This window comes from Gryllotalpicola kribbensis, assembly GCF_039538245.1.
Taxonomy (GTDB): Bacteria; Actinomycetota; Actinomycetes; order Actinomycetales; family Microbacteriaceae; genus Gryllotalpicola; species Gryllotalpicola kribbensis.
In genome coordinates this window covers 85,326-107,416 of record NZ_BAABBX010000004.1, presented here as the reverse complement: position 1 = coordinate 107,416, position 22,091 = coordinate 85,326, and the positions used below count along the sequence as shown (strand labels likewise).

Below are 22,091 nucleotides of genomic sequence, written 5' to 3'. Positions count from 1 at the left end.
TCACCTCATCACCTCGACGAACGATCTGGCGGCGAGCGGCTGCCGCGGTGGACCGCCCGCGAGATGGAGCTCGGCGATCGCGTCCGAGATCTGGGTGAGCTGCGCGGATGCCTCGCCGAGGAATCCGGCGAGAGCCGTGCGCTCGCCGTCGCGCGCCTGGGCGAGCTCGTACGCGTCGGCGATCGCGACGGCGGCGCTGAACTCGTCGACGAGGCGCTCGGGCCGCGTCGAGCCGGTGGACAGCGGTAGCGCGCCGAGATGGAAGCGCAGCCGCGCGAGCGCGAAGACGAGGGAACGCGGGTTGTCGGGCGCCCCGAGGAGCAGCTCGAGCACGCCCTCGCTGCGCGCGCGCCCGCGGTAGCGGCGTCGGTAGGTGACCGCGCTCTCGGCGGCGCCGAGCACCGCCTCGAGAACCCGGCGGTCGAGCTCAGCGGCCGGGGATGCCGCCACCGCGGCGTCGAGCAGGGTGCACAGCTGCAGCGCGCGCTCGAGGTAGCGCCCCGCCTCGATCATGTGCCAGCCGGAATCCCGCATCATGCTCGCGGTGACGCCCTGGAAGGCGAGGACCCCCGTGAGCAGCTGCTCGCCGGCGTCGGCGATCTGCCGGCCGCGGTCGGACGAGCGCAGCGCGCCGAGGGCGCGCTCGGCGGTGCCGAACAGCCGCCAGGTGTCGTCGGACAGCTGGTCGCGGACCCCCTCGAGAGCGGTGCGCATGCGGGCGAGCGAGTGCGCCGCGGAGCCCGGGCGTGCCGCGTCGAGCAGCAGCGAGCGCAACTCGGCCTCCGGGACTTCCCAGGACCGGCCGCACAGCCGCTCGAGCACGCGCATCAGCTCGCCCGCGCCGATGCCGGCGGCGCTCGGCTCGAGGGGGCTCGGCGGGGTGAGCCGTTCGTGCGCCTCGAGCACGACACGCAGCAGATCCTCGGTGCGCTCGGCATAGCGGCCGGCCCAGAACATGTCGTCGAGGGCGCGCGGCGCCGCCAGCGGAACCGTGGCTACGAAGGGCAGCGGCGTGATCGCGGCGAGCCCCTGGTCGGCATCCGACAGCTCGCTCTTGAGGACCCAGACGTCCTTGCTGGCGAGCCGCGCGCCCGCGCTGCTCGAGACGGTCGCGACGCCGCCGAACAGCGGGCGATAGGCCGAGTGGTAGTCGACCGTGAACGTGCGCAGCACGATCGGCTGCGGTGTCGCAACGCCCTGGCCCTGCCACACGGGAGCCTGCGAGAGCGGCAGTCGCTCGATCGCCACGTAGCCGCGGGGGTCGGCGGCCACGCGCTCGGCGCGGGTGCGGGAAGCCCTGCCCGAGAACGGCGCGCGCGTGCCGTCGAGGTGCCGCAGCTCGAGCGTCGCGTCACCCGCGCGCAGCCGCTTTCGGACGAGCTCGTACGCCTCGGGGTCGCCGAGCCACCAGGCGGGGGCGGCCGGCAGCCGCAGCTGCTCGCCCAGCAGCGCCTCGCACGCCGCCGGCATGAATGCCTGCAGCGCGGGGTTCTCGAGCACGCCCGCGCCCAGCCCGTTGACGAGCCGCACCCGGCCCCGCCGCACCGACTCGACGAGCCCGGCGACGCCGAGCTGAGAGTCGCCCCGCAGCTCGAGAGGGTCGCACCAGTCGGGGTCGACGCGGCGCAGGATGACGTCGACGCGCTCACGGGGCGCCGCGTGCGGCCAGCCCGCCGGCTTGATCCACACCCAGCCGTCGCGCACGACCAGGTCGTCACCCTGCACGAGAGGGAAGCCGAGCAGGTTGGCGAGGGATGCCTGGTCGTAGGCCGTCTCGGAATGGGTGCCGGGCGACAGCACCACGACGAGCGGGTCCTCGACGTCTTCGGGCGCCGCGGTGAGCAGCGTCTCACGCAGTGCGGCGTAGTAGGGCTCGAGCCGGTGCAGCTCGGCGTCGCGGTAGAGCTCGGGAAGCACGCGCGAGATCACGCGCCGGTTCTCGACCGCGTAGCCGAGGCCCGACGGCGCCTGCACCCGGTCGCCGATGACGTGCCAGTCGCCGTGCGCATCGCGCCCGAGGTCGGTGCCGACGATCATCAGCGGGCGCCGGTCGGTGGCACCGGGCATGGCGGCCGCACGGGTGAACCCGCTGTGGCCGAACACCGCCGCGGCGGGAATGATGCCCTCCGCCAGCATCCGCCGCTCGCCGTACAGGTCGACGAGCAGCGCGTTCAGCAGCTCGGCGCGCTGAGCGAGGCCCACCTCGAGGCGCGCCCACGAGGCGGCGTCGATGACGAGCGGCATCGGGTCGAGCCGCCACGGCTGAGCGCTCGCCCCCGCGCTCGCGTAGTGCACGCCGTCGTCGGCGATGAAGCGCGCGATCTCTCCCTCGACGCGGTTCAGCACATCGGCGGTGAGACCGCCTGCGGCGTCGGCCAGGCGCTTCCACGGCGCCCGCAGGGCACCAGCAGGGTCGACGACCTCGTCGAAGCGCACCGCGCCGTCCCGCCCGGGCCCGAAGGGCAGGGTGGGCTGGGTGAGCGTCGCGGCGTAGTCGCGCAGCACGCTCACGCGGTGACGACCCTGCGCAGGTCGAGGGGGTGCGGCGCGCGCATCGCGATCGACGGATGCAGCGCAGACCAGGGCTGCCAGGCGCGGTAACGCACCCCCGCATCGTACTCACCGGGGGCGCCCGCAGCGGCGACCGTGATCGACATGGGCACAGTCTCTCGGCCCCGTGTTGCAGGGCGGTTACGGACGCCGCAGGCTCAGGCGCGCTCGAGCCGCACGACATGATGCCCGCGATCTCACCGTCGACGAGCGCGTGTGCATCTCGCGGGGCTCAAGGGCTGTAGTCGTGCCGCACTATCATGAGGGAACAGTTTCTACACTGCGTAGAAAATGTTCCCTCGTGCAAGTGCGCCGCAGTGGATGCGCAGCAGCCGTGCGGCGGGGAGCGCGGCGGCTCAGCGCGCCTCGGGGTGCACGATCAGCCAGACGGCGACCGCGGTCTCGTCGTGCGGGTTGCTGATGAGGTGCGGGGTGCGGCTCGGGTAGGTGATCGAGTCGCCGGGCCCGAGCTCGACGGTCTCGTCGGCGAAGCGGATCGTCAGCGTGCCCTGCGTGACGTTCCCGACCTCGTAGCCCTCATGCGTGTGCAGCACGGCCTGCTCGTCGCCCGAGCTGTGCGGTGGGTACGTCGACTCGAAGAAGTCGACGCCCTGCATGTGCGACGGCGACAGTCGCCGATAGACGATGCCGGTGCCGAGCTCGAGCGGGTCGGGGCGGGCGGAGGCGCGGGTGACGACGACGCGGTCGTGAGGGGCGTGGGCGACGGATGCCACGGGCCGGTCCTCGAACGCCTCGGAGAGCGGCACGTCGAGTGCCGCGACGATCGCGAGCAGCCGGTTCACGGAGGGCTGCATCGTGCCGCGCTCGATCTGCGACAGGGCGCTCGCCGAGATCTCGAGCTCGGCGGCGAGCGACCGCAGCGAGCGGCCCGACTGCTCGCGCAGCTCACGCAGCCGGGCGCCCAGGCGGGCGGAGGAATCCAGGCTGTCCACCGGCTCACCATAACCGCGCTCGATGGCGGAAACGCGCAGGAAAAGTGTGAAGCCCCCGCTTTACACACGTTTTACGTGGGTGAAACGGGCGACCCCGGGCGCGGCCGTACCGTTGCGGCATCCGCTCTTGTGAAGTGATCGCTTCACATGAAACCCCCGCCCCTGCTCGCACTCTCCCGAAAGGCCTGCGCCATGTCAGAGTCAGTAGCTCCACCCACCAAGCCCCACGACCTGCTCGAAGCGGCGGGTCTGCCCGAGGGCGCCGGCGTCGTCAAGCCCGACTACGACGCCCGCCTCGCCAACGACGACCTCGCGCCGCTCAAGAAGCAGAACTGGTCCTGGTACAACATCTTCGCGTTCTGGATGTCCGACGTGCACTCGGTCGGCGGCTACGTCACCGCCGGCAGCTTCTTCGCCCTCGGTCTCGCCGCCTGGCAGGTGCTGCTCGCGCTCGTCATCGGCATCGTGATCGTGTTCTTCCTCGCGAACCTGATCGCCCGGCCGAGCCAGAAGGCCGGTGTGCCCTACCCCGTCATCAGCCGCTCGGTATTCGGCGTGCTCGGCGCGAACATCCCCGCGATCATCCGCGGCCTGATCGCGGTCGCCTGGTACGGCATCCAGACCTATCTCGCCTCGGCGTCGCTGATCGTCGTGGCGCTCAAGCTCTGGCCCCAGCTCGCTCCGCTCGCGGACGCCCACACGCATGGCTTCGCGGGCCTGTCGAGCCTGGGGTGGATCACCTACGGCATCCTCTGGGTCGCTCAGGCCGCCGTGTTCTGGACAGGCATGAACACCATCCGCCGCTTCATCGACTTCGCCGGCCCGGCCGTCTACGTCGTGATGCTCGCGCTCGCGATCTATCTGCTCGTGCGCGCGGGCGGCTTCGGGAACATCGACTGGAACCTGAACCCGTCGCTGCACCTCTCGGGCGGGCACGAGTTCGCGGTGTTCGTCAGCGCCATCGCCCTCACCGTGTCGTACTTCTCGGGCCCGCTGCTCAACTTCGGCGACTTCTCGCGCTACGGCAAGACCTTCCGCTCGGTGCACTGGGGCAACTTCTGGGGCCTGCCGGTCAACTTCCTGTTCTTCTCGATCCTCACCGTCATCACGACGGCGGCGACCGTGCCGGTCTTCGGCAAGATGATCACCGACCCCGTCGAGACGGTCGGCAGCATCGACTCGACCTTCGCGATCGTGCTCGCCGCCCTGACCTTCACCGTCGCGACCATCGGCATCAACATCGTCGCCAACTTCGTCTCGCCCGCGTTCGACTTCTCGAACGTCTCGCCGAAGCGCATCAGCTGGCGCATGGGCGGCATGATCGCGGCCGTGGGCTCGGTGCTGATCACGCCGTGGAACCTCTACAACAGCCCCTCGACGATCAACTACACGCTGAACACGCTGGGCGCCGTGATCGGGCCGCTGTTCGGTGTGCTGCTCGCCGACTTCTACCTCGTGCACAAGGGCAAGGTCTTCACCGACGATCTGTTCACTCTGAGCCCGACGGCCAAGTACTTCTACAAGAAGGGCTTCAACCCGAACGCGATCATCGCCACGGCGATCGGCGCGGCGGTGGGCCTGCCGATCGTGCTCATCCCCTCGTGGGGCGACGTGCTCGGCGACTACTCGTGGTTCATCGGCTGCGCGGTCGGGCTCGTCGGCTACTGGGTGCTCGAGAAGCTCAACCCGATCGTCGCCCCGACCCTCGCCGCGGCGCCGCAGTCGGCCGAGATCCCGGTCGTGGCGGGGCTGGTCGCCGAGTAGTCCCGTTCAGCCTTCGAGATCGGATGCCCCACGCCGTGCACCTGCGCGCCATCAACCCCAACACCACCGAGTCGATGACCGCCGCCATCGGGCGGGCCGCGCTCGCCGCGGCATCCGCCGGGACGACGGTGACGGCGGTCAACCCGACGATGGGCCCCGCCTCGATCGAGAGCCACTACGACGAGGCGCTCGCCGTGCCCGGACTCCTCGCGGAGATCGCGCGCGGCGAGGCCGACGGGGTCGACGCATATGTGCTCGCGTGCTTCGGAGACCCCGGCCTCGACGCCGCCCGCGAGGTGGCGTCGGGGCCGGTGGTCGGCATCGCCGAGGCCGCAATGCACACGGCGACGCTGCTCGGCCGCCACTTCAGCATCGTCACGACCCTGCCCCGCACGGTGGGCAGGGCCGAGGAGCTCGCCGAGCGCTACGGCTTCCGGGCCGCCTGCGCGGGCATCCATGCCGTCGACATCCCCGTTCTCGAGCTCGACCTGCCCGGTTCGGACGCGCGGCGCGAGACCGCAGAGGCCTGTCGGCGCGCGCTCGACACTGACGGCAGCGACGTCATCGTGCTCGGCTGCGCCGGCATGGCGGATTTCTGCACGGAGGTCTCGGCGGCGCTGGGGGTTCCCGTCGTCGACGGCGTCGCGGCCGCGACCCGCCTCGCCGAGTCGCTTGTCGTGCTCGGGCTGTCGACGAGCCGCCGCAGCGAGTACGCGCCACCTCCGATCAAGGAGTACTCGGGCGCGTTGGCGGGCTTCGCCCCGGCCGCGGCCCCGGGTCCGCGGCGTGGTGACGCCCGCCCCGCGAGTTCGCCGTACTCGGTGCATCACGGCGGTTTCGGCCGCGAGTACTGCGTACTCGACGGCGGATCGCGGGAAGATCGGAGCGTGGACACTCCTCGAAGCCCTCTGGACACCTCGATGTGGCGCGTGACCGGCGACCCCCTCGTGCGCGGCACCGGTGCAGGACCGCTCGCGGGAATGACCGTCGCGGTCAAGGACCTCTTCGAGGTGGCCGGCCAGCGCGTCGGGGCGGGGGTGCCTGCCTATCTCGACGAGCAGACGCCGGCCGTGGCATCCGCCCCCGCCGTGACCGCGCTGCTCGATGCCGGCGCCGACGTCGTCGGCATCGCGCAGACCGACGAGTTCGCCTACTCCATCGCCGGCCGCAATGCGCACTACGGCGCCGCGCCGAACGCGGCCGTGCCCGGTGCGCTGCCCGGCGGCTCGTCGAGCGGCCCCGCCGCCGCCGTCGCGCTCGGCGAGGCGACGATCGGACTCGGCACCGACACGGGCGGCTCGGTGCGCGTGCCCGCCTCATACCAGGGCATCTGGGGGCTGCGCACGACCCACGGCGCGGTGCCCGTCGACGGAGTGCTGCCGCTCGCGCCGTCGTACGACACCGTCGGCTGGCTCGCCCGCGATGCCGAGACGCTCGCGGCCGTCGCCCGCGTGGGGCTGGCGAATGCGCCGCAGCACGCCGGGGACATCCGCTTCGCACTGCTCGACTTGCGGTCCGTGCAGCTGCCGCACGAGCTCGAGCGGCAGTTCCGCCGCACGGTCGACGCGATGATCGCCGACGGCTTCGAGGTCACCGACGCGGTGGACCCGGGCGACCTCGCGGAAGCCGCCGAGCTGTACCGCGTCACGCAGGCGCGCGAGGCGTGGCTCAGCCACGGCGAATGGGTGCGCGCCCACCCCGGAGCGCTCGGGGCCGACATCGCCGCCCGCTTCGAGGCGGCGGCGCGCATCACGCCAGAGCAGGCCGCCGAGGCCCGCGACGCCGTCGCCGTCTTCCGGGCGCGACTCGACGAGCGGGCCGAGGGGCGCGTGCTGCTGCTTCCTGCGGCGGCCTCGGCACCGCCGCGCGCCGACGCGCCGACGGCCGAGGTCGAGGCGATCCGCGCCGCGACGATGCGCCTCACCTGCATCGCGGGGCTCTCCGGCCGGCCGGCCCTCTCGGCGCCGCTGCTCGAGACCGCCGAAGACCCCGTCGGCCTCTCGCTGATCGGGGCGAGGAACACCGACGTCGCACTCATCGAGCTCGCGGCATCCGTCGCCGAGTCCCTGAACGGAAAGGACGCCGCGTGACGCACCCAGCCATCCACCCGCCGCACCGCCTGCTCATGGGCCCCGGCCCGATCACGGCCGACCCGCGCGTGCTGCGCGCCATGTCGGCCGCCCTGGTCGGGCAGTACGACCCCGTGATGACGGGCTACATGGCCGAGACGCAGGCGCTCTACCGCGAGGTGTTCCGCACCGGCAATGCCGCCACGCTGCTCGTCGACGGCACCTCGCGCGCAGGCATCGAGGCCGCTCTCGTGTCGCTGATCGAGCCGGGCGACCGCGTGCTCGTGCCGATCTTCGGACGCTTCGGCTTCCTGCTGCAGGAGATCGCCGCGCGCTGCGGCGCCGAGGTGCACACCATCGAGCGCGAGTGGGGCGAGGTGTTCCCGCCCGAGCAGGTCATCGCGGCCCTGGACGAGGTGCGGCCCAAGCTGCTGGCGCTCGTGCACGGCGACACGTCGACGACGCTGGCGCAGCCGCTCGCCGAGATCGGCGCGGCCTGCCGTGAGCGGGGCATCCTGTTCTACACGGACGTCACCGCGTCGCTCGGCGGCAACGAATTCGCGGCGGATGCCTGGGGGGTCGACGCCGCCACGGCAGGCCTGCAGAAGTGCCTCGCCGGCCCGTCGGGCTCGTCACCCATCACCCTCTCGGACCGGGCCGTCGCCGTGATCGAGGCGCGTAAGAGCATCGAGGCGGGCATCCGCGACGACGACTCGCAGGTGCTCGCGCAGCCGATCCGCTCGAACTACTTCGACCTTGGGCAGATCCTCGACTACTGGGGCGAGAAGCGCCTCAACCACCACACCGAGGCGACATCGATGCTCTACGCCGCGCGGGAGTGCGCCCGGCTGCTCGCAGAGGAAGGCATGGCCGCGGCCGTCGCCCGGCACGCGCTGCACGGCGGTGCGATGGCGGCGGGGCTCACGGGCCTCGGCCTCGAGCTCTTCGGCGACCAGGCGCACCGCATGAACAACGTGATCGGGGTCGTCATCCCCGCAGGCGTCGACGGCGAGGCGGTGCGCGGCGCCCTGCTCGCCGACTACGCCATCGAGATCGGCACCTCGTTCGGCCCGCTGCACGGCCGCATCTGGCGCATCGGCGTCATGGGCTACAACGCCCGCCGCGACGCCGTTCTCACGACGCTCGCGGCGCTCGAGCAGGTGCTGCGCCGCGCGGGCGCCGCGGTGCCGAGTGGCGGCGGGGTCGACGCCGCGCTCGCCCACTACGGGGCGCGCGCATGAACGCCGAAGCCGCCGAGCGCATCATGGCGCGCGCCGACGAGCTCGGCGCCATCAGCGAGGTCGAGGGATGCCTCACCCGCACCCACCTCAGCGAGGCGCACCGCCGCGCGGCGAAGCTCGTCGCCGGCTGGATGCGCGAGGCCGGCCTCGCGGTGTGGACGGACGCCGCGGGCAACGTGTGCGGTCGCCTCGAGGGCGCCTCGCCCGACCTTCCGGCCGTGGTGCTCGGCTCGCACATCGACACGGTTCCCGACGCGGGGAAGTACGACGGGCCGCTCGGTGTGCTGCTCGCGATCGAAGTGGCGCGGTCGCTCGCCGGCTCGCCCGGTTCCCTGCCCTTCGCCCTCGAGGTCGTCGCCTTCAGCGACGAGGAGGGCACCCGCTTCGGCAACGCCCTCTCGGGATCGCGGGCTTTCGCCGGCGCATGGGACGATGCGTGGTGGGAGTACGCGGACCGCGACGGGACGACCCTGCGCGAGGCATCCGTCGCCTTCGGCCTCGACCCCCGCAACATCGGTGACGCCGCGCGCCGGCCGCGTGATCTCGTCGCCTATCTCGAGGCGCACATCGAACAGGGTCCGTATCTCGAACGGGCAGGCGTGCCGCTCGGCGTCGTCTCGTCGATCGCCTCGGCGCGGCGTTTCGCGCTCGAGATCACCGGGCACGCGGGGCACGCGGGCGGCACTCCCTATGAGCTGCGCCGCGACGCGCTGGTCGGTGCGGCCGAGCTCGTCGTCGAGATCGAGCGGATCGGCCAGGACCTCGACGTGATCGCGACGGTCGGGAAACTCCAGGCGTACCCGGGCGGGGTCAACGTGATCCCCGGGAAGGTCGAGCTCACCCTCGACCTGCGCGCGGAACTCGACGACGACCGCGACGACGCGTGGGCGCGGATCCAGGTGGCGGCGGACGAGATCGCGGCGATCCGCGATCTGGAGTGGTCGGCGACCGAGTTCTACCGCGCGGACGGCGTCGCCTGCGCGGACGAGCTGATGGAGGCCGTCGAGACCGGCATCCGTGCCGCGGGCATCGATGACCCGCTCACGCTGTGGTCGCGCGCAGGCCACGACGCGATGGCGGTGGCGAACGTCGCGCCGATCGGCATGCTGTTCGTGCGCAACGGCCGGAACGGGGTGAGCCACAGTCCGGACGAGATCGTCGCGCCCGGTGACGTCGCGCTCGCGTTCGACGCGTTCCTGGCTGCCGTGCGCGAGCTCGCCCGGCAGCAGAGCTGACTAGCGCACGTCGACGTCGCGGCCCGACCAGAGGTCGCCCGCCTCGATCTCGTCGACGCCGTGATCGACGAGATAGCCGCGGCCGCCCGAGTCCCCGTGCAGCGTGCCGATGAAGTCGGCCCAGTGCTGGCGCCCGACGATCACGGGGTGCCCGGGGCGGCCGGCGAACACCGCCTGCCGCAGGCTCGTGATCTTGACGCCGCTGAGCAGGCGCTTCACGACCGCGACGGGCAGGTCGGGAAGGTCGACGAGCGTGATCGCGGCCGCCGAGACCGAGGGCGGGGCGGATGCCTCGAGATGCCGCATCGCCGCCCGCAGAGACGTTCCCATGCCGTCGGTCCAATGGGACTCGACGACCGTGTGCACGCGCGGGTCGCGCGGCACCAGCTCGCTCGCCTCTGCGGCGGAGGCGCCGAGCACGACCGTCACCTGAGAGCAGCCGCCGTCGAGCAGCCTCTCGGCCGCGAGCTGCACCCACGGGGTGCCGTCTGCCGCGCGAGCGAGCGCCTTCGGAACCCCGTAGCGCGTGCCTGCGCCGGCGGCCAGGACCACGCCGGCGGAGGGGAAGACGACAGCCATAGATAAGGTTATAGCGGCATTGCGAGGAGGTCGCTCATGGCCGGAACCCCGATCACCGCCGACGAGCTGGAACCCGTCGTCGCCGACGCACTGGGCGTCAGGCGCTGGGTCGACGGCATGCTCGCCGACGCCCCATACGACGGCGTCGACGCGCTCGTGGAGCACGCGCGTGAGCTGGCGACGCCGCTCACCGAGGCCGAGCTCGACGAGGCGCTCGCGCAGCACCCGCGCATCGGAGAGCAGGGCGATCGGATGTCTGAGGCCGAGCAGGCCGCGCCCGACGCCGACGACGCCGAGCTCGCACTGCGCATCGCCGAGGGCAACCGCGAGTACGAGGCGAAGTTCGGTCGCGTCTTCTTGATCCGCGCCGCGGGGCGCACGCGCGCCGAGATCCTCATCGAGCTGCGCCGTCGCCTCGCTCTCGACCCCGAGACCGAGCTCGCGACGGCCATCGAGCAGGCGCGCCAGATCATGGAGCTGCGTCTGCGCACCTTCTTCAACGCGGTCGCGCTGCCCGAGGGCCCCGCTCGCAGCCAGATCACCACCCACGTGCTCGACACGGCGCGGGGCCGACCTGCGCCGCGCGTGCCCGTCAGGCTCGACGCCTTCTCGGAAGGGCAGTGGCACGAGCTCGGCCGGGGCACGACCGACGACAGCGGCCGCATCGATCAGCTCGGCCCGGCCGAGGTGCCGGCGGGGCGCTACCGGGTCGTGTTCGACACGGCGGCGTACTTCGCGACGCAGGACGCCGTCTCGTTCTTCCCCGAGATCGTCGTCGACTTCGAGGTGTGGTCGGTCGACGAGCACTTCCACATTCCGCTGCTGCTCAGCCCGTTCGGCTACTCGACGTATCGCGGCAGCTGAGCCGACCTAGTAGCGGACCCTGCCGTCGAAGCGACCCCACAGCTCGAACGGCTCTGAGGCGTCGGCGGTGCGCAGCTCCTGCACGACGGGAAGCGTCCAGCCGTCGCGCGGGGTGGCCATGAGCTCGTAGAACTCGTGGTCGTCGAAGCCCGCCGCGGCGGCATCCATCTTGTTCGCCGAGAAGACGATGCGCTCGACACGCCCCCAGAGGCCGGCCGAGAGGCACAGGGGGCACGGCTCGCAAGAGCTGTACAGGATGGTTCCGCTCAGGTCGAAGGTGCCGAGCGCGCGGCCGGCCGCGCGGATCGCCTCGACCTCGGCGTGCGCCGTGGGGTCGTTGTCGCGCGTGACGCGGTTCTGCCCCACGGCGACCTGCTGGCCGTCCTTCACGACGATGGCCCCGAAGGGGCCGCCGCCGTCGCGCACGTTCTGCTCGGCGAGGCGCACGGCGGCCCCCAGCCAGTAGAGGTCGTCGGCGCGGCGCAGCTGCGCCGCGGCATCCTGAGTCATGAGCGCGTCACCGTCGCTTCGATGAGGCCGTAGGGGCGGTCGTCGGCATGGAACACCTCGTTGTCGTTCGGGATCGGCGGCTCCACGGTGAAGCGGCTGAAGTCATACAGGAAGTGGTGCTTGTTCGGCGCGGCGAGCTTCACCTCGGCGAGCTCGGGCACGGCGTCGAGCACGGCTTGGCCGATCTGCCACAGGGTCTGCTGCAGGGCCAGGGAGTGCCAGGTGGCGAAGGTGCCGACGAGGGCCGCGCGCGCCGCGTCGAACGCGGCATCCCAGTCGGCAGGGAACGTGCCGAAGCGCCACGCGGCGTCGATCGACGTCGCGAGGATGCGGTCGTCGGTCTCGCCGAGCGTCGTGTACTCGTCCTTGTGGAAGCCGTGGAACTCGCTGCCGGTGGACTTGAGGATCACGAGGTCGGTGACTCCGCCCGTGACCTCGAGCCGCTGGTCGTCGCCCGTGCCGACGGCGTCGACGCGCACGGTGCGCCGCTCGGGCCCGCGCCGCACCCACGTGTGCTCGTGCTCGGCGCCGCCGACGACGACGCGGTCCCACCCGTCGACGAGAACCTCGATGGTCGCCTCGCGCGCGAACTCGTCGTTGTCGACGAAGTGCCGGCCGAGGGCGAGCGCATAGTCCTCGACGGCGCCCTCGCCGTGCGTCTTCGCGAAGGCGAACGCCGTGTTCTTCTGCGTATCGGTGGGCAGCACCTTCGACTGGTCACCCGTCGTGTAGGCATCCTCGAAATCGCCGCGCAGCGACGTGGTGACGGTGAGGTCCCTGATCTCGTGCCGCGGGGAATCGCGGTAGATGCGCACGAGGTGGATCTCGGCCTTGCCGTACTGGTTCGCGCTGAGGGTGTACATCAGCTCTCCTTCCGGGTGATGAGCTCGCCCGCGGGTGCGGTGCTGCCTGGGTGCTCGCCGACCGGCGCGCCGCGCAGCCACGTCTGGCGCACCACGCCGCGCAGCTCGCGCCCGTCGTACGCCGTGATCGGATTCTTGTGCCTGAGCCGGGCCGCGTCCACGGTGAACGCGGCGTCGGGGGCGAACACGACGAGATCGGCACGGGCGCCGGGGGCGATGAGGCCGCGGCCTGCGAGTCCCGCGAACCGGGCGGTGCGGGCCGACATCCAGTCGACGACGTGAGCGAGGGGGACGCCGCGGGCGAGCGCCTGCGTCCACACGGCGGGCAGACCGAGCTGCAGACCGGCGATGCCGCCCCAGGCGCGGGCGAAGTCGTGATCGCGCGTCTTCAGCTCGACCGTCGCGGGGGAGTGATCGCTCACCACGATGTCGAGCGTGCCATCGGCGAGGGCGGCCCAGAGGGCGTCCTGGTTCGCGCGCTCGCGGATCGGCGGCGCGCACTTGAAGCTCGTCTCGCCATCGGCGACGTCGTCGGCCGCGAGGGTGAGATAGTGCGGGCAGGTCTCGGCGGTGATGCGCACGCCGTCGGCCTTCGCGGCGCGCAGCAGGGGCAGCGCGGTCGCGCTGGAGACGTGCACGATGTGCGCGCGGACGCCGGTGCGGCGGGCGACGTCGATGACGCGCGCGACGGCTGCGCTCTCGGCCTCGTCGGGGCGCGAGGCGAGATAGCCCGCGTAGTCGCCCCCGCCGCGATGGTCATGCAGGTGGCCCGCGTCCTCCGCATGCACGAGCAGCAGCCCGTCGAACGCCGCGAGCTCGCGCGCCGCCTGTTCGAGCTGCTCCTGCGTCAGGTGCCGGAACTCGTCGACCCCGGTCTCGGCGAGGAAGCACTTGAAGCCGAAGACACCGGCGTCGTGCAGCGCGCGCAGCTCGCCCGTGCCGAGGTTGTCGGGCACGACACCGCCCCAGAAGCCGATGTCGACGCCCGCCTGATCGCGTGCGGCGGCCTGCTTGACGCGCAGTGCGGCGAGGGTCGTCGTCGGCGGGATCGAGTTGAGCGGCATGTCGATGATGGTCGTGACGCCGCCTGCCGCAGCCGCGGCGGTCGCGCTCGCGAAGCCCTCCCACTCGGTGCGGCCCGGCTCGTCGGCGTGCACGTGGGTGTCGACGAGGCCCGGAAGGAGCACCTCGTCGGCCGCGAGCGTGCGGTCGACCCGCGTCTCGAGCTCGGCGTCCGGTTCGAAGATGCCCGCGATCAGCCCGTTCGCAACGGCGAGGGATGCGTCGCGCTCGCCGTCGGGCGTGAGAATGCGCCCTCGGAGCACGGTGTCGTAGACGGCCATAGCTCATCTAATCGGTCGCTCATTGCGCGCTGGTTACAGGGGTGCGACCCGGCCGGCGGAAGAACCACCGTCGGCGCCGTTCGCGAGCGCCCACACCGCGTCGCGCGTGAGCTGCGTGGTGGTCGGCCGCACGCCGACGGCATCCCTGATGGCGTTCGCGAGTGCGGGGGCGACGGGGTTGTACGGCGCCTCGCTCATCGACTTGGCGCCGCGCGGCCCGAGCAGGTCGTACGTGTCGGCGAAGAACACCTCGGTGTAGGGCAGGTCGGCGTACTGCGGAATGTGGTACTGCCGCAGCACGGGTGTCTCGACCACCCCGTCGCACACGATGAGGTTCTCGTAGAGCACGGACCCGATCGCCTGGGCCACCCCGCCCTCGAGCTGCCCGCGCAGCTGCTCGGGGTTGATGACGGTGCCGGCATCGGCGCCGTGCACCGAGTGCAGAATGCGCACCTCTCCCGTCGCCCGAGAGACCGCGACGCGGAATCCCTGGGCATTGAACGCGACCGATCGCGGCGTGCCGTCGTTGCTCGCCTTCTGCGTCACCTGGCCGGTGCGCGGCGCGAGCGCCTCGACGAGCTCGCGGAACCCGACGCGCCGCGGCTGCCCGGAAGCAGAGGTCGTCGCCGCACCCTGCGGCGCCGCGACGACCCCGTCGGCATCCAGCACGCAGGCCGCCGCCTCGACGCCGAGCGCCGCCGCCCCCGCCTCGATCAGCCGATCGCGCAGCCCGAGCGCGGCCGAGTGCACAGCGCGCCCCGCCACGACGGTCCCCGCAGAGCCGAACGCGCCGGTGTCGTACCCGGTGACATCCGTGTCCGACTGGCGCACGCGCACGCGCGAGGCGTCCGTGTTCAGCGCGGTCGCCGCGAACTGCACGTGCGCTGTCGTCGTGCCGTTCCCGAACTCGCTCGTGCCGACAGAGACCACGTAGGTCCCGTCGTGACCGACGCTCACGGATGCCTCGGCGAAGTGGCCCCGGGGCGGCAGCGTCGCGATCATCGCGATCGCGAGCCCCGTGCCCTCGGCCCACTCCGGCCCCGACGGCCGGCTGACGGTCGTGAGCGGCAACCCGCGGGGCTCCCATGACGGCGACGCGCTTGTGGCCAGCTGCGCCTCGACCCAGTCGAGGCACTGATCGAGCCCGTAGCTGCCGATCGCGAGGTCGTCGAACGTCTCGGCGATGAAGCGGTCGTCGGCGGTGATCATGTTGCGCCGGCGCAGCTCGGCAGGCGAGAGCCCGAGCTGCAGGGCGAGCTCGTCGATCGCCGACTCGACGGCGAACATCACCTGCCCCAGCCCGTAGCCGCGGAACGCCCCTGACGGCAGGTTGTTCGTGTACACGCCCTCGACGTGCACGCGCTTCTTCCCCCAGTGGTACACCTCGGTCGACTCGGTGACCGCGTGGTGCAGAACGCCGCGCGTGTGGTTGCCGTAGGCGCCCGCGTCGGCGAGCACGTCGAGGTCGAGCGCGCGGAAGCGCCCGTCGGGGTCGGCGGCGATCGTGATCGCGAGGCGCATGGGATGCCGCGTCGGCGCGACCGACATCGTGTCGGTGCGGGTCCACTCGTACTGCACGGGCGCGCCCGTCTTCAGCATCGCGAGCAGCACGAGGTCCTCGATGAGCATCTCCTGCTTGCTGCCGAAGCCGCCGCCGACACGGCCCGTGAGCACGCGCAGCTGCTCGGGCTCGAGGCCGAAGACGTGCGCGAGCTCGTCGCGCACGAGGAACGGCACCTGCGAGCTCGTGCGCAGCACGTAGCGGCCGCCGTCGTCGACCCACCCGCGCGCGGCGGGCGTCTCCATCGCGATGTGCGTGACCCGATGCGTCCGGTAGGTCCCGCTGTAGCTGTGAGGGGCGGATGCCAGCGCCGCCTCGACCTCGTCGCGGGGGTCGCCCTCGTCGAAGGCGATCACGAGGTTCCGCGTCGCGTCGTCGACGCGGTCGGCCGGGGTGCGCTCGGGGTGCAGCAGGGGCGCACCCTCGCGCCGCGCCTCGTCGGGGTCGTACACCGCGGGAATCAGCTCGTAGCCGACCTCGATCAGCGCGCACGCCTGCTCGGCGATGCGCCGCGACTCGGCGACGACGGCGGCCACGCGCTGGCCGCGGAACCGCATGACGGTGTCGATGACGAGCTGGTCGTCGGGGTCGTCCTCGCGGTGCTCGTGCCGCGCAGACGAGAACCTCACGGTCGGCGAGTCCTCGGCGGTCAGCACGGCGCGCACGCCGGGCAGCGCGAGTGCACGCGAGGCGTCGAGGTGGACCACGCGCGCGTGAGCGTGCGGGCTTCCGAGCACCGCGAGGTGCAGCATCCCCTCGGGCGGGTCCTTGTCGAGGGTGTACGCCTCTTCGCCGCTCACCACCCGGCGCGCGGCGGGCGGCGCGACCGCCTGGCCGTAGGCCGGGTCGCCGTTGCTGATGCCGGCCGGCGCCGTGTTGCGGGTGCCGGCGATGGCATCGCCGATCGCGCGGTAGCCGGTGCAGCGGCACAGGTTGCCCTTGAGCGCCTGCGGCAGATCCGCGAGCTCCTCGTCGCCGAGGGTCGACGCCATGACGACGAAGCCCGGCGTGCAGTAGCCGCACTGGTAGCCGCCCGCCGCCACGAAGCGCTCCTGCACGGGCGCCGGCTCGTCTGCCGTGCCGATGCCCTGCACCGTCGTCACCTCGCGGCCGTCGGCTCGGTGGGCCGGGATGATGCACGAGTTCACGGCGCGCCCGTCGAGCAGCACGGTGCATGCGCCGCAGTCGCCCGCGTCGCAGCCGCGCTTGACCTCATAGTGGCCGAGCTCGCGCAGCACCGTGCGCAGCACCTGGCCCGGCTGCGCCTCGATGTCCTGCGAGCGCCCGTTGACCGTGATCCTCACGCGGCGGCCCCCTCCAGCTCGGAACGCACGTCCTCGGCGAGCCGCACGGCCATCGCGCGCCGCCACGCCGGCGTTCCGTGCGGGTCGGCGAACCACTCGCCGAGGTCGCGCACGGCGTCGGCGAGCTCGCCCTGCTCCGGCATCCGCTCGAATCTCAGCGCACCGGGCCGCGTGCGCGCGCCGGCGATGACGATGACGGTGCGGCCGGATGCCTCGCGCCGCCCCGCCGCGTACACGCCCGCGCGGCCCAGCGGCGAAAGCGCCGCCTTGCGCCATGCGGTGCGGGCCGCGAGCGAGGAGGCGGGCACGTCGATCGCCCTCACCAGCTCGCCCGGCGCGAGAGCGGTCTGCCCGACCCCGGTGACGAAGTCGGCCGCGGCGATGCGTCGCTTGCCGCCCGGCCCCCAGACCTTGACGGATGCGTCGAGCGCGGCGGCGAGCACGGGCACGGGGCTCGCGGGGGCCGCGAAGCACAGGTTCCCGCCCACGGTCGCCGTGCGCCAGACCTTCGCGCCGGCGAGGAACGAGCGCACCGCCTCGGCGAACACGGGCCGGGCCGTGCCGCCGAGCTCGGCCGAGATGCCGTGCAGCTCCTCGAGGGTGCAGGTCGCGCCGATGCGCAGACCGCCGTCGGGTCGTCGCTCGAGCGACCGCCACCCCATCGACATCAGGTCGACCACCCCGGTCACGGCGGGCTGGGGCTCGCTGTAGAGCCAGGTGCCGCCCCCGAGGAACACCTCGCCGGGGGCGAGGGCGAGCTCGTCTCGGCTGCGCGGCGTGCGCACGGAGGCCACCTGGATCAGATCCATTGGAGTACTCAATCACGCCCGGCCGCCGCGGGCGCAGTCGACGCAACAGCGGCGCGCCGCGGGCGTCAGCGGCGGTGGTCGCCGCCCGCGATCTGGTCGAGGGCGTGCCGGTAGAAGCCGTCGAGCACCTCGAGGCCCTCGCGCACGGCGCCCGCGGAGCCCGGCAGATTCACGATCAGGGTGCGGCCGGCGACGCCCGCCACGCCGCGGCTCAGCAGGGCGTGCGGCGAATGGGCGGCCCCGACGCGCCTGAGCTCCTCGCCGAAGCCCGGGAGCTCGAGGTCGAGGACCGCGCGGGTGTGCTCGGGCGTGCGGTCGCTGGGGCCGATGCCGGTGCCGCCCGTCGTGACGACGATGCGCAGCCGGGCCGAGACCGCGCCGCGCAGGGCCGCCTCGACCCCGGGCCCGTCGGGCACCACCCGCCGCGAGGTGTCGAAGCCGCGCTCGGTGAGCCACTCGTGGATGATCGGCCCGGTCGCATCGGCATAGACGCCGGCGGCCGCCCGGGTCGACACCGTGAGAGCGAGCGCGGTCATACCTCGCGCCGATCGTCCGAGCGCCACGGGCCCGACTTGCCCCCGTCCTTCTCGAGCACGCGCACCTCGGCGATGACCGCGCCCTTGTCGACGGCCTTGATCATGTCGTAGACGGTGAGCGCGGCGACCGAGACCGCGGTCAGCGCCTCCATCTCGACGCCCGTGACGCCGACGGTCTTCACCGTCGCGCGGATCTCGATGCGATCGCCGACAGGGGCCAGCTCGACGTCGACGCCGGTGATCGGCAGGGGGTGGCACAGGGGCACGAGCTCCGGCGTCTTCTTCGCCGCCATGATCCCTGCGATGCGCGCGACGGCGAGCGCCTCGCCTTTCGGCAGGCGACCCTGCGCGACGAGCTCGACCACGTCGGGCCGGGTGACGACGGCGCCGAGCGCCACGGCGCGGCGCGCGGTGATCTGCTTCTCGCTCACATCGACCATGTGCACGGCGCCGTCGGCTCGCAGATGCGTGAGCCCCTGCGAGCTCGCGGTCTCGGCGGGCTCGTCACTCATCGATCCTCCAGACCTCCACGGATTCCCCTGCGTCGAGGTGGTCGACACCGACCGGCACCTGCACCAGGGCATCGGAACGAGCGTACGCCGCCAGCAGATGCGAGCTCGGGCCGCCGACGAGCTCGACGGTCTGATCGGCCGTGATGCGCCCGCGGCGCACCTGGTGCTTGGCGACGGGGGAGTCGAGGGATGCCGCGAGCGGCAGCCGCAGCACGGGGCGCGGCCCGCGCAGCAGCGGCCGCAGGAACAGCTCGAACGAGACGAGCGCGCTCACGGGGTTGCCGGGGAAGCAGAGCACGGGGGTCGGGAAGCCGGACACGGTGATCGCCCCCAGACCCTGGGGCCCGCCGGGCTGCACGGCGACGGAGTCGAAGGTCAAGCCGAGCGGCGCGAGTGTGTCGCGCACGACCTCGTGCGCGCCCGCGCTCACCCCGCCGCTCGTCACGACGAGCTCGACGGGGCCCGCCGCCTCGAGCGCCATCCGCAGATGGCCAGGGTCGTCGCTGTAGACGCCGGTGGCGAGCGCCACCCCGCCCGCGAGCGTGATCGCCGCCGAGAGCGAGACGGCGTTCGCGTCGTAGATCGCCCCGGGGCGCAGCGGCTCGCCCGGCTCGGCGAGCTCGGCTCCCGTCGAGATGACGAGCACGCGGGGCCGGGCCCGCACCGGCACCGTCGTGACGCCCGACGCGGCGAGCGCGCCGAGCTGTGCGGGGCCGAGCGCGGTGCCCGCCGTGAGCAGCACACCGCCCGCGGCGAGGTCGCTGCCGCGTGGCCGCACGAATGCGCCGGGCTCGATCTGCGCCCGCAGCTCGATCGCGTCGCCGACGGCGGCGAACTCGCCGGGGCGGCCGACGGCCTCGACCGGGACGACGGCATCGGCGCCGAGGGGCAGGGGGGCGCCCGTCATGATCGCAGCGGCACCGTCTTCGAGCTGCCTGATCGGGTCGCCCGCGGCGATGTGGCCCGTGATGCGCAGCGAGCGCCCCGTGCTCGCCTCGCCAAGCCCGTCGGAATCGGCCGCGCGCACGGCGTAGCCGTCCATCTGCGAGTTGTCGAACGGCGGCAGATCGATCGGGCTCGTGACGTCGGCGGCGAGCACGCGGCCGAGCGCCGCGCCCGTCGGCACCTGCTCGGTCATCGGCCGCCAGTGCGACGCGATGAGAGCGCGGACGGCGGCCTGGTGCTCGGCGACGGTGGTCATGAGACCACGCTATGCCGTCCTGCCGCGCCTGCTTCGCCGTGACAAGCCCGTCAGACGACGGCGTCACACGATGCGGCGCGCGGGCCGATCGACCGCCGCGGACGCCCAGGCGGCGAGCATTTCGGTGGACTCGGTCACGACGCCCAGATGCAGTGACACCATGGATAGCGCGGCGCGCTCCAGTCCCTCGTCGGTGCCGCGCACCAGGTCCGACAGCACGGTCACCCGGTACCCGAGGTTCGATGCGTCGAACGCGCTGTTGAGCACGCAGCAGTCCGCCATGATGCCGTCGAGCGCCACTGCGCGGACGCCCATCTGGCGGAGCAGGAAGTCGAGGTCCGTCGGGTAGAACGCGGAGAGCCGCTTCTTTCCGGTCACGATCTCGTCCTGTGGCTCGACCTCGGTCACGAAGCGCGTCCACCGGCTGCCGGCGAGCGCATGGTCAGGGGCTCCCGGGATCGGTCCGACGTGCTGCGGGAAGGTCGTCCTCCACGCGCTGTCGGACGTGCCGCGGACGTCGTCGATGCCGGAGGCGCGGAGCTCGGATCGAACGTGCACGACCGGGACTCCGAGCGCGCGAGCCGCCCGGTGGAAGTCGTCGATCGGTCGGACAATCGACCGGCCGCGAGGCGCGGGGCACGGGCAGTCTGGGTCCTCCGACAGGTGGCCCTGGTGCATGTCGATCGAGACGATCGCGGTGTGAGCGGGATCGAACCAGTCGCGAAGTGCCCCCTGCGGATCGGCGCTGCGCACAGTGCCGTGGACGCTGATCGTGGTCATGCGGGGGTGTTCCCTTCAGTGCGGGTGACGATGGGCGCGATCAGCCTTCGCGGATGTCCGCGACGAGCGAGGAGCGGTCGGACGCCGTGGTTGATCGCCCCGTGCAGGCCCAGCAGCAGGAACATGCCCATCATCATCGGGCTCGTCACGACGGTGGCGACCGACGACGGCAGCGCCGAGGAGATCGCGGTGGGGATGAACTGGGAGCCGAGGGCGACGATGAAGGCAACGGCCCCGACGGCGAGGTTCAGGTCGTCCCAGCGCACCGCGGCGAGCATCTGGATGCCGCTCACCGCGATGATCCCGAACAGGATCGTCGTCGCCGCGGACAGGACCGGACCGGAGATCCCGGCGAGGAACAGGCTGACCGGCGGAAAGAAGGCCAGCGCAACGGCGATACCGCCCGCGGTCATCGTCACGAATCGGCTGCCGACTCCTGAGACCCGGACGATCCCCGCGTTCTCGGGATACGACGTCGTGCCGATGCCGCCAAAGAGCGCACCGAGGACGGTGCCGGTGAACTCGGCGAAGAGGCCGCGGTTCACCCGGGCGGTGTCAACGGTTTCGCCACCCCAGCTCGCGATCATCGTGTACATCCCCATCGATTCGGTTCCAGCCTGGAGGAACGCGACGAGCATCAGGACGACGACGGGCAGAGAGACGCCGAACCCGTACGGCAGAAGGTGCGGTGCGCCGACCAGAGATGCTGCGGAGAGGTCGGGGAACGACCACTGCCCGACGAGGAGCGCGACGACGCTGCCGCCGACGATGCCCCAGAAGACGGCCCCGCGCTTCAGGATGCCGGTGCCGAGGACCAGGCACAGCAGGACGATCAGCCCGGTCGCGACCGTGACGAGCAGCGCGAGCACGCCGTAGGACGGGGATCCGGACGTGCCGAACCACCCGCCGGCCCCGATCGACGCGAGCTGCGCCCCGATGATCACGAAGAGCGTGCCGAGGACTATAGGCGAGGACACGAACGCACTGACGTGCCCGAACAACCCGAAGCGCTTGAGCGGGATCGTCAACAGCATAAAGACGAGGCCCGCGATCGCCATCGACCCGAAGGCCGTCCCGAGGCCGTAGGCGGCGCCCGAGGAGATGATCGCAACCATAAACGCGGCGGTCGGACCCTGGACGATCGGGAGCTTCAGCACGCGGCTGGACTGCAGGATCGTCACCAATCCGGTGAGCAGGAAGCACGCCTGGATCATCAGTGCAACCTGGTCGGAGGACAACTTCAGCGCGGAGCCGATGACGTTCGGGAAGACCCAGATGCCCGTGAGCGCGAGGAGGTGCTGCACGGCGAAGAGCGCGGTGCGGCCGGCTGGCAACCGTTCGCTGAAGCCCACCGACAGAACGGGAGGCGCCGAAGCGTCGGTGGGCGCGGGAGGGGGAGCGGCATGCGTGGTCATCA

General features: G+C 72.3%; 19 protein-coding genes. 5 read left to right on the top strand and 14 right to left on the bottom strand.

All coding sequences use genetic code 11. The features are described 5' to 3' along the window. From ABD716_RS03015 to ABD716_RS03005, 3 genes are all read right to left on the bottom strand, one after another. Window positions 1-2,511, bottom strand: a complete 2,511-nt coding sequence (locus ABD716_RS03015; protein WP_344773661.1) for a circularly permuted type 2 ATP-grasp protein — start codon at window positions 2,509-2,511, stop codon at window positions 1-3. After that, a complete protein-coding gene (locus ABD716_RS03010; protein ID WP_344773659.1) occupies window positions 2,508-2,657 on the bottom strand; it encodes a transglutaminase family protein in 150 nt (49 codons plus the stop codon). Before ABD716_RS03010 ends, ABD716_RS03015 begins: the two co-directional genes overlap by 4 nt. 249 nt (window positions 2,658-2,906) lie before the next feature. Further along, window positions 2,907-3,503, bottom strand: a complete 597-nt coding sequence (locus tag ABD716_RS03005) for a helix-turn-helix domain-containing protein (protein WP_344773657.1) — start codon at window positions 3,501-3,503, stop codon at window positions 2,907-2,909. Window positions 3,504-3,695: 192 nt separating this feature from the next. On the opposite strand from ABD716_RS03005, the gene ABD716_RS03000 reads away from it, so the two are divergent. From ABD716_RS03000 to ABD716_RS02985, 4 genes are read left to right on the top strand one after another with little or no spacing between them, the layout of a single operon-like run. Beyond that, window positions 3,696-5,267, top strand: coding sequence for an NCS1 family nucleobase:cation symporter-1 (locus ABD716_RS03000; RefSeq protein WP_344773655.1), 1,572 nt, complete (start codon window positions 3,696-3,698; stop codon window positions 5,265-5,267). A 23-nt stretch (window positions 5,268-5,290) separates the two neighbouring features. Continuing rightward, window positions 5,291-7,357: an aspartate/glutamate racemase family protein gene (locus ABD716_RS02995; protein ID WP_344773653.1), complete on the top strand. Its 2,067-nt coding sequence runs from the start codon at window positions 5,291-5,293 to the stop codon at window positions 7,355-7,357. A gap of 35 nt (window positions 7,358-7,392) precedes the next feature. Beyond that, window positions 7,393-8,577, top strand: a complete 1,185-nt coding sequence (locus ABD716_RS02990; RefSeq protein WP_344773742.1) for a pyridoxal-phosphate-dependent aminotransferase family protein — start codon at window positions 7,393-7,395, stop codon at window positions 8,575-8,577. Continuing rightward, window positions 8,574-9,812 carry an allantoate amidohydrolase gene (locus ABD716_RS02985; RefSeq protein ID WP_344773651.1) on the top strand — a complete coding sequence of 413 codons (1,239 nt, stop codon included), beginning with the start codon at window positions 8,574-8,576 and terminating at the stop codon, window positions 9,810-9,812. The genes ABD716_RS02990 and ABD716_RS02985 overlap by 4 nt, the downstream gene beginning before the upstream one ends. Here the strand turns inward: ABD716_RS02985 and ABD716_RS02980 are convergent, their stop codons facing one another. Beyond that, the gene (locus tag ABD716_RS02980; protein WP_344773649.1) at window positions 9,813-10,391 is read right to left on the bottom strand and encodes a nucleotidyltransferase family protein; all 579 of its coding nucleotides are present in this window, start codon (window positions 10,389-10,391) and stop codon (window positions 9,813-9,815) included. Window positions 10,392-10,427: 36 nt separating this feature from the next. Between ABD716_RS02980 and uraH the strand changes: the two genes are divergently transcribed. After that, entirely contained in the window at window positions 10,428-11,255 is an 828-nt protein-coding gene (uraH, locus tag ABD716_RS02975; protein ID WP_344773647.1) for a hydroxyisourate hydrolase, read from the top strand. A gap of 6 nt (window positions 11,256-11,261) precedes the next feature. Here uraH and ABD716_RS02970 read toward each other — a convergent pair whose 3' ends face one another. The 10 genes from ABD716_RS02970 to ABD716_RS02925 all read right to left on the bottom strand — a co-directional run bounded on the left by ABD716_RS02970 (window position 11,262) and on the right by ABD716_RS02925 (window position 22,089). Further along, window positions 11,262-11,765 (bottom strand): nucleoside deaminase, encoded by a 504-nt coding sequence (locus tag ABD716_RS02970; RefSeq protein WP_344773645.1) that lies wholly within the window; start codon window positions 11,763-11,765, stop codon window positions 11,262-11,264. Next, window positions 11,762-12,628 (bottom strand): factor-independent urate hydroxylase, encoded by an 867-nt coding sequence (gene pucL, locus ABD716_RS02965; protein ID WP_344773643.1) that lies wholly within the window; start codon window positions 12,626-12,628, stop codon window positions 11,762-11,764. The genes ABD716_RS02970 and pucL overlap by 4 nt, the downstream gene beginning before the upstream one ends. Further along, complete coding sequence (gene allB, locus ABD716_RS02960) at window positions 12,628-13,971, bottom strand: allantoinase AllB (RefSeq protein ID WP_344773641.1); 1,344 nt, start codon at window positions 13,969-13,971, stop codon at window positions 12,628-12,630. The genes pucL and allB overlap by 1 nt, the downstream gene beginning before the upstream one ends. 33 nt (window positions 13,972-14,004) lie before the next feature. Then, on the bottom strand, window positions 14,005-16,836 hold the full coding sequence (locus ABD716_RS02955) for a molybdopterin-dependent oxidoreductase (protein WP_344773639.1): 2,832 nt from the start codon (window positions 16,834-16,836) through the stop codon (window positions 14,005-14,007). Further along, window positions 16,833-17,645 (bottom strand): FAD binding domain-containing protein, encoded by an 813-nt coding sequence (locus ABD716_RS02950; protein WP_344773637.1) that lies wholly within the window; start codon window positions 17,643-17,645, stop codon window positions 16,833-16,835. Before ABD716_RS02950 ends, ABD716_RS02955 begins: the two co-directional genes overlap by 4 nt. Window positions 17,646-17,710: 65 nt before the next feature. Then, entirely contained in the window at window positions 17,711-18,181 is a 471-nt protein-coding gene (locus tag ABD716_RS02945; protein ID WP_344773635.1) for a MogA/MoaB family molybdenum cofactor biosynthesis protein, read from the bottom strand. After that, entirely contained in the window at window positions 18,178-18,693 is a 516-nt protein-coding gene (moaC, locus tag ABD716_RS02940) for a cyclic pyranopterin monophosphate synthase MoaC (protein WP_344773633.1), read from the bottom strand. Before moaC ends, ABD716_RS02945 begins: the two co-directional genes overlap by 4 nt. Next, a complete protein-coding gene (locus tag ABD716_RS02935; protein WP_344773631.1) occupies window positions 18,686-19,894 on the bottom strand; it encodes a molybdopterin molybdotransferase MoeA in 1,209 nt (402 codons plus the stop codon). The genes moaC and ABD716_RS02935 overlap by 8 nt, the downstream gene beginning before the upstream one ends. 63 nt (window positions 19,895-19,957) lie before the next feature. Continuing rightward, entirely contained in the window at window positions 19,958-20,674 is a 717-nt protein-coding gene (locus tag ABD716_RS02930) for a cysteine hydrolase family protein (RefSeq protein WP_344773629.1), read from the bottom strand. Then, window positions 20,671-22,089 (bottom strand): uracil-xanthine permease family protein, encoded by a 1,419-nt coding sequence (locus ABD716_RS02925; protein WP_344773627.1) that lies wholly within the window; start codon window positions 22,087-22,089, stop codon window positions 20,671-20,673. The genes ABD716_RS02930 and ABD716_RS02925 overlap by 4 nt, the downstream gene beginning before the upstream one ends. Between the last annotated feature and the right edge of the window lie 2 nt (window positions 22,090-22,091).

Coding starts and splice junctions, on each gene's coding strand:
- ABD716_RS03010 (WP_344773659.1), bottom strand. CDS start 2,657: ATGTCGATCACGGTCGCCGCTGCGGGCGCCCCCGGTGAGTACGATGCG.
- ABD716_RS03000 (WP_344773655.1), top strand. CDS start 3,696: ATGTCAGAGTCAGTAGCTCCACCCACCAAGCCCCACGACCTGCTCGAA.
- ABD716_RS02995 (WP_344773653.1), top strand. CDS start 5,291: ATGCCCCACGCCGTGCACCTGCGCGCCATCAACCCCAACACCACCGAG.
- ABD716_RS02990 (WP_344773742.1), top strand. CDS start 7,393: ATGGGCCCCGGCCCGATCACGGCCGACCCGCGCGTGCTGCGCGCCATG.
- ABD716_RS02985 (WP_344773651.1), top strand. CDS start 8,574: ATGAACGCCGAAGCCGCCGAGCGCATCATGGCGCGCGCCGACGAGCTC.
- ABD716_RS02980 (WP_344773649.1), bottom strand. CDS start 10,391: ATGGCTGTCGTCTTCCCCTCCGCCGGCGTGGTCCTGGCCGCCGGCGCA.
- uraH (WP_344773647.1), top strand. CDS start 10,428: ATGGCCGGAACCCCGATCACCGCCGACGAGCTGGAACCCGTCGTCGCC.
- ABD716_RS02970 (WP_344773645.1), bottom strand. CDS start 11,765: ATGACTCAGGATGCCGCGGCGCAGCTGCGCCGCGCCGACGACCTCTAC.
- pucL (WP_344773643.1), bottom strand. CDS start 12,628: ATGTACACCCTCAGCGCGAACCAGTACGGCAAGGCCGAGATCCACCTC.
- allB (WP_344773641.1), bottom strand. CDS start 13,971: ATGGCCGTCTACGACACCGTGCTCCGAGGGCGCATTCTCACGCCCGAC.
- ABD716_RS02950 (WP_344773637.1), bottom strand. CDS start 17,645: ATGGATCTGATCCAGGTGGCCTCCGTGCGCACGCCGCGCAGCCGAGAC.
- ABD716_RS02945 (WP_344773635.1), bottom strand. CDS start 18,181: ATGACCGCGCTCGCTCTCACGGTGTCGACCCGGGCGGCCGCCGGCGTC.
- moaC (WP_344773633.1), bottom strand. CDS start 18,693: ATGAGTGACGAGCCCGCCGAGACCGCGAGCTCGCAGGGGCTCACGCAT.
- ABD716_RS02935 (WP_344773631.1), bottom strand. CDS start 19,894: ATGACCACCGTCGCCGAGCACCAGGCCGCCGTCCGCGCTCTCATCGCG.
- ABD716_RS02930 (WP_344773629.1), bottom strand. CDS start 20,674: ATGACCACGATCAGCGTCCACGGCACTGTGCGCAGCGCCGATCCGCAG.
- ABD716_RS02925 (WP_344773627.1), bottom strand. CDS start 22,089: ATGACCACGCATGCCGCTCCCCCTCCCGCGCCCACCGACGCTTCGGCG.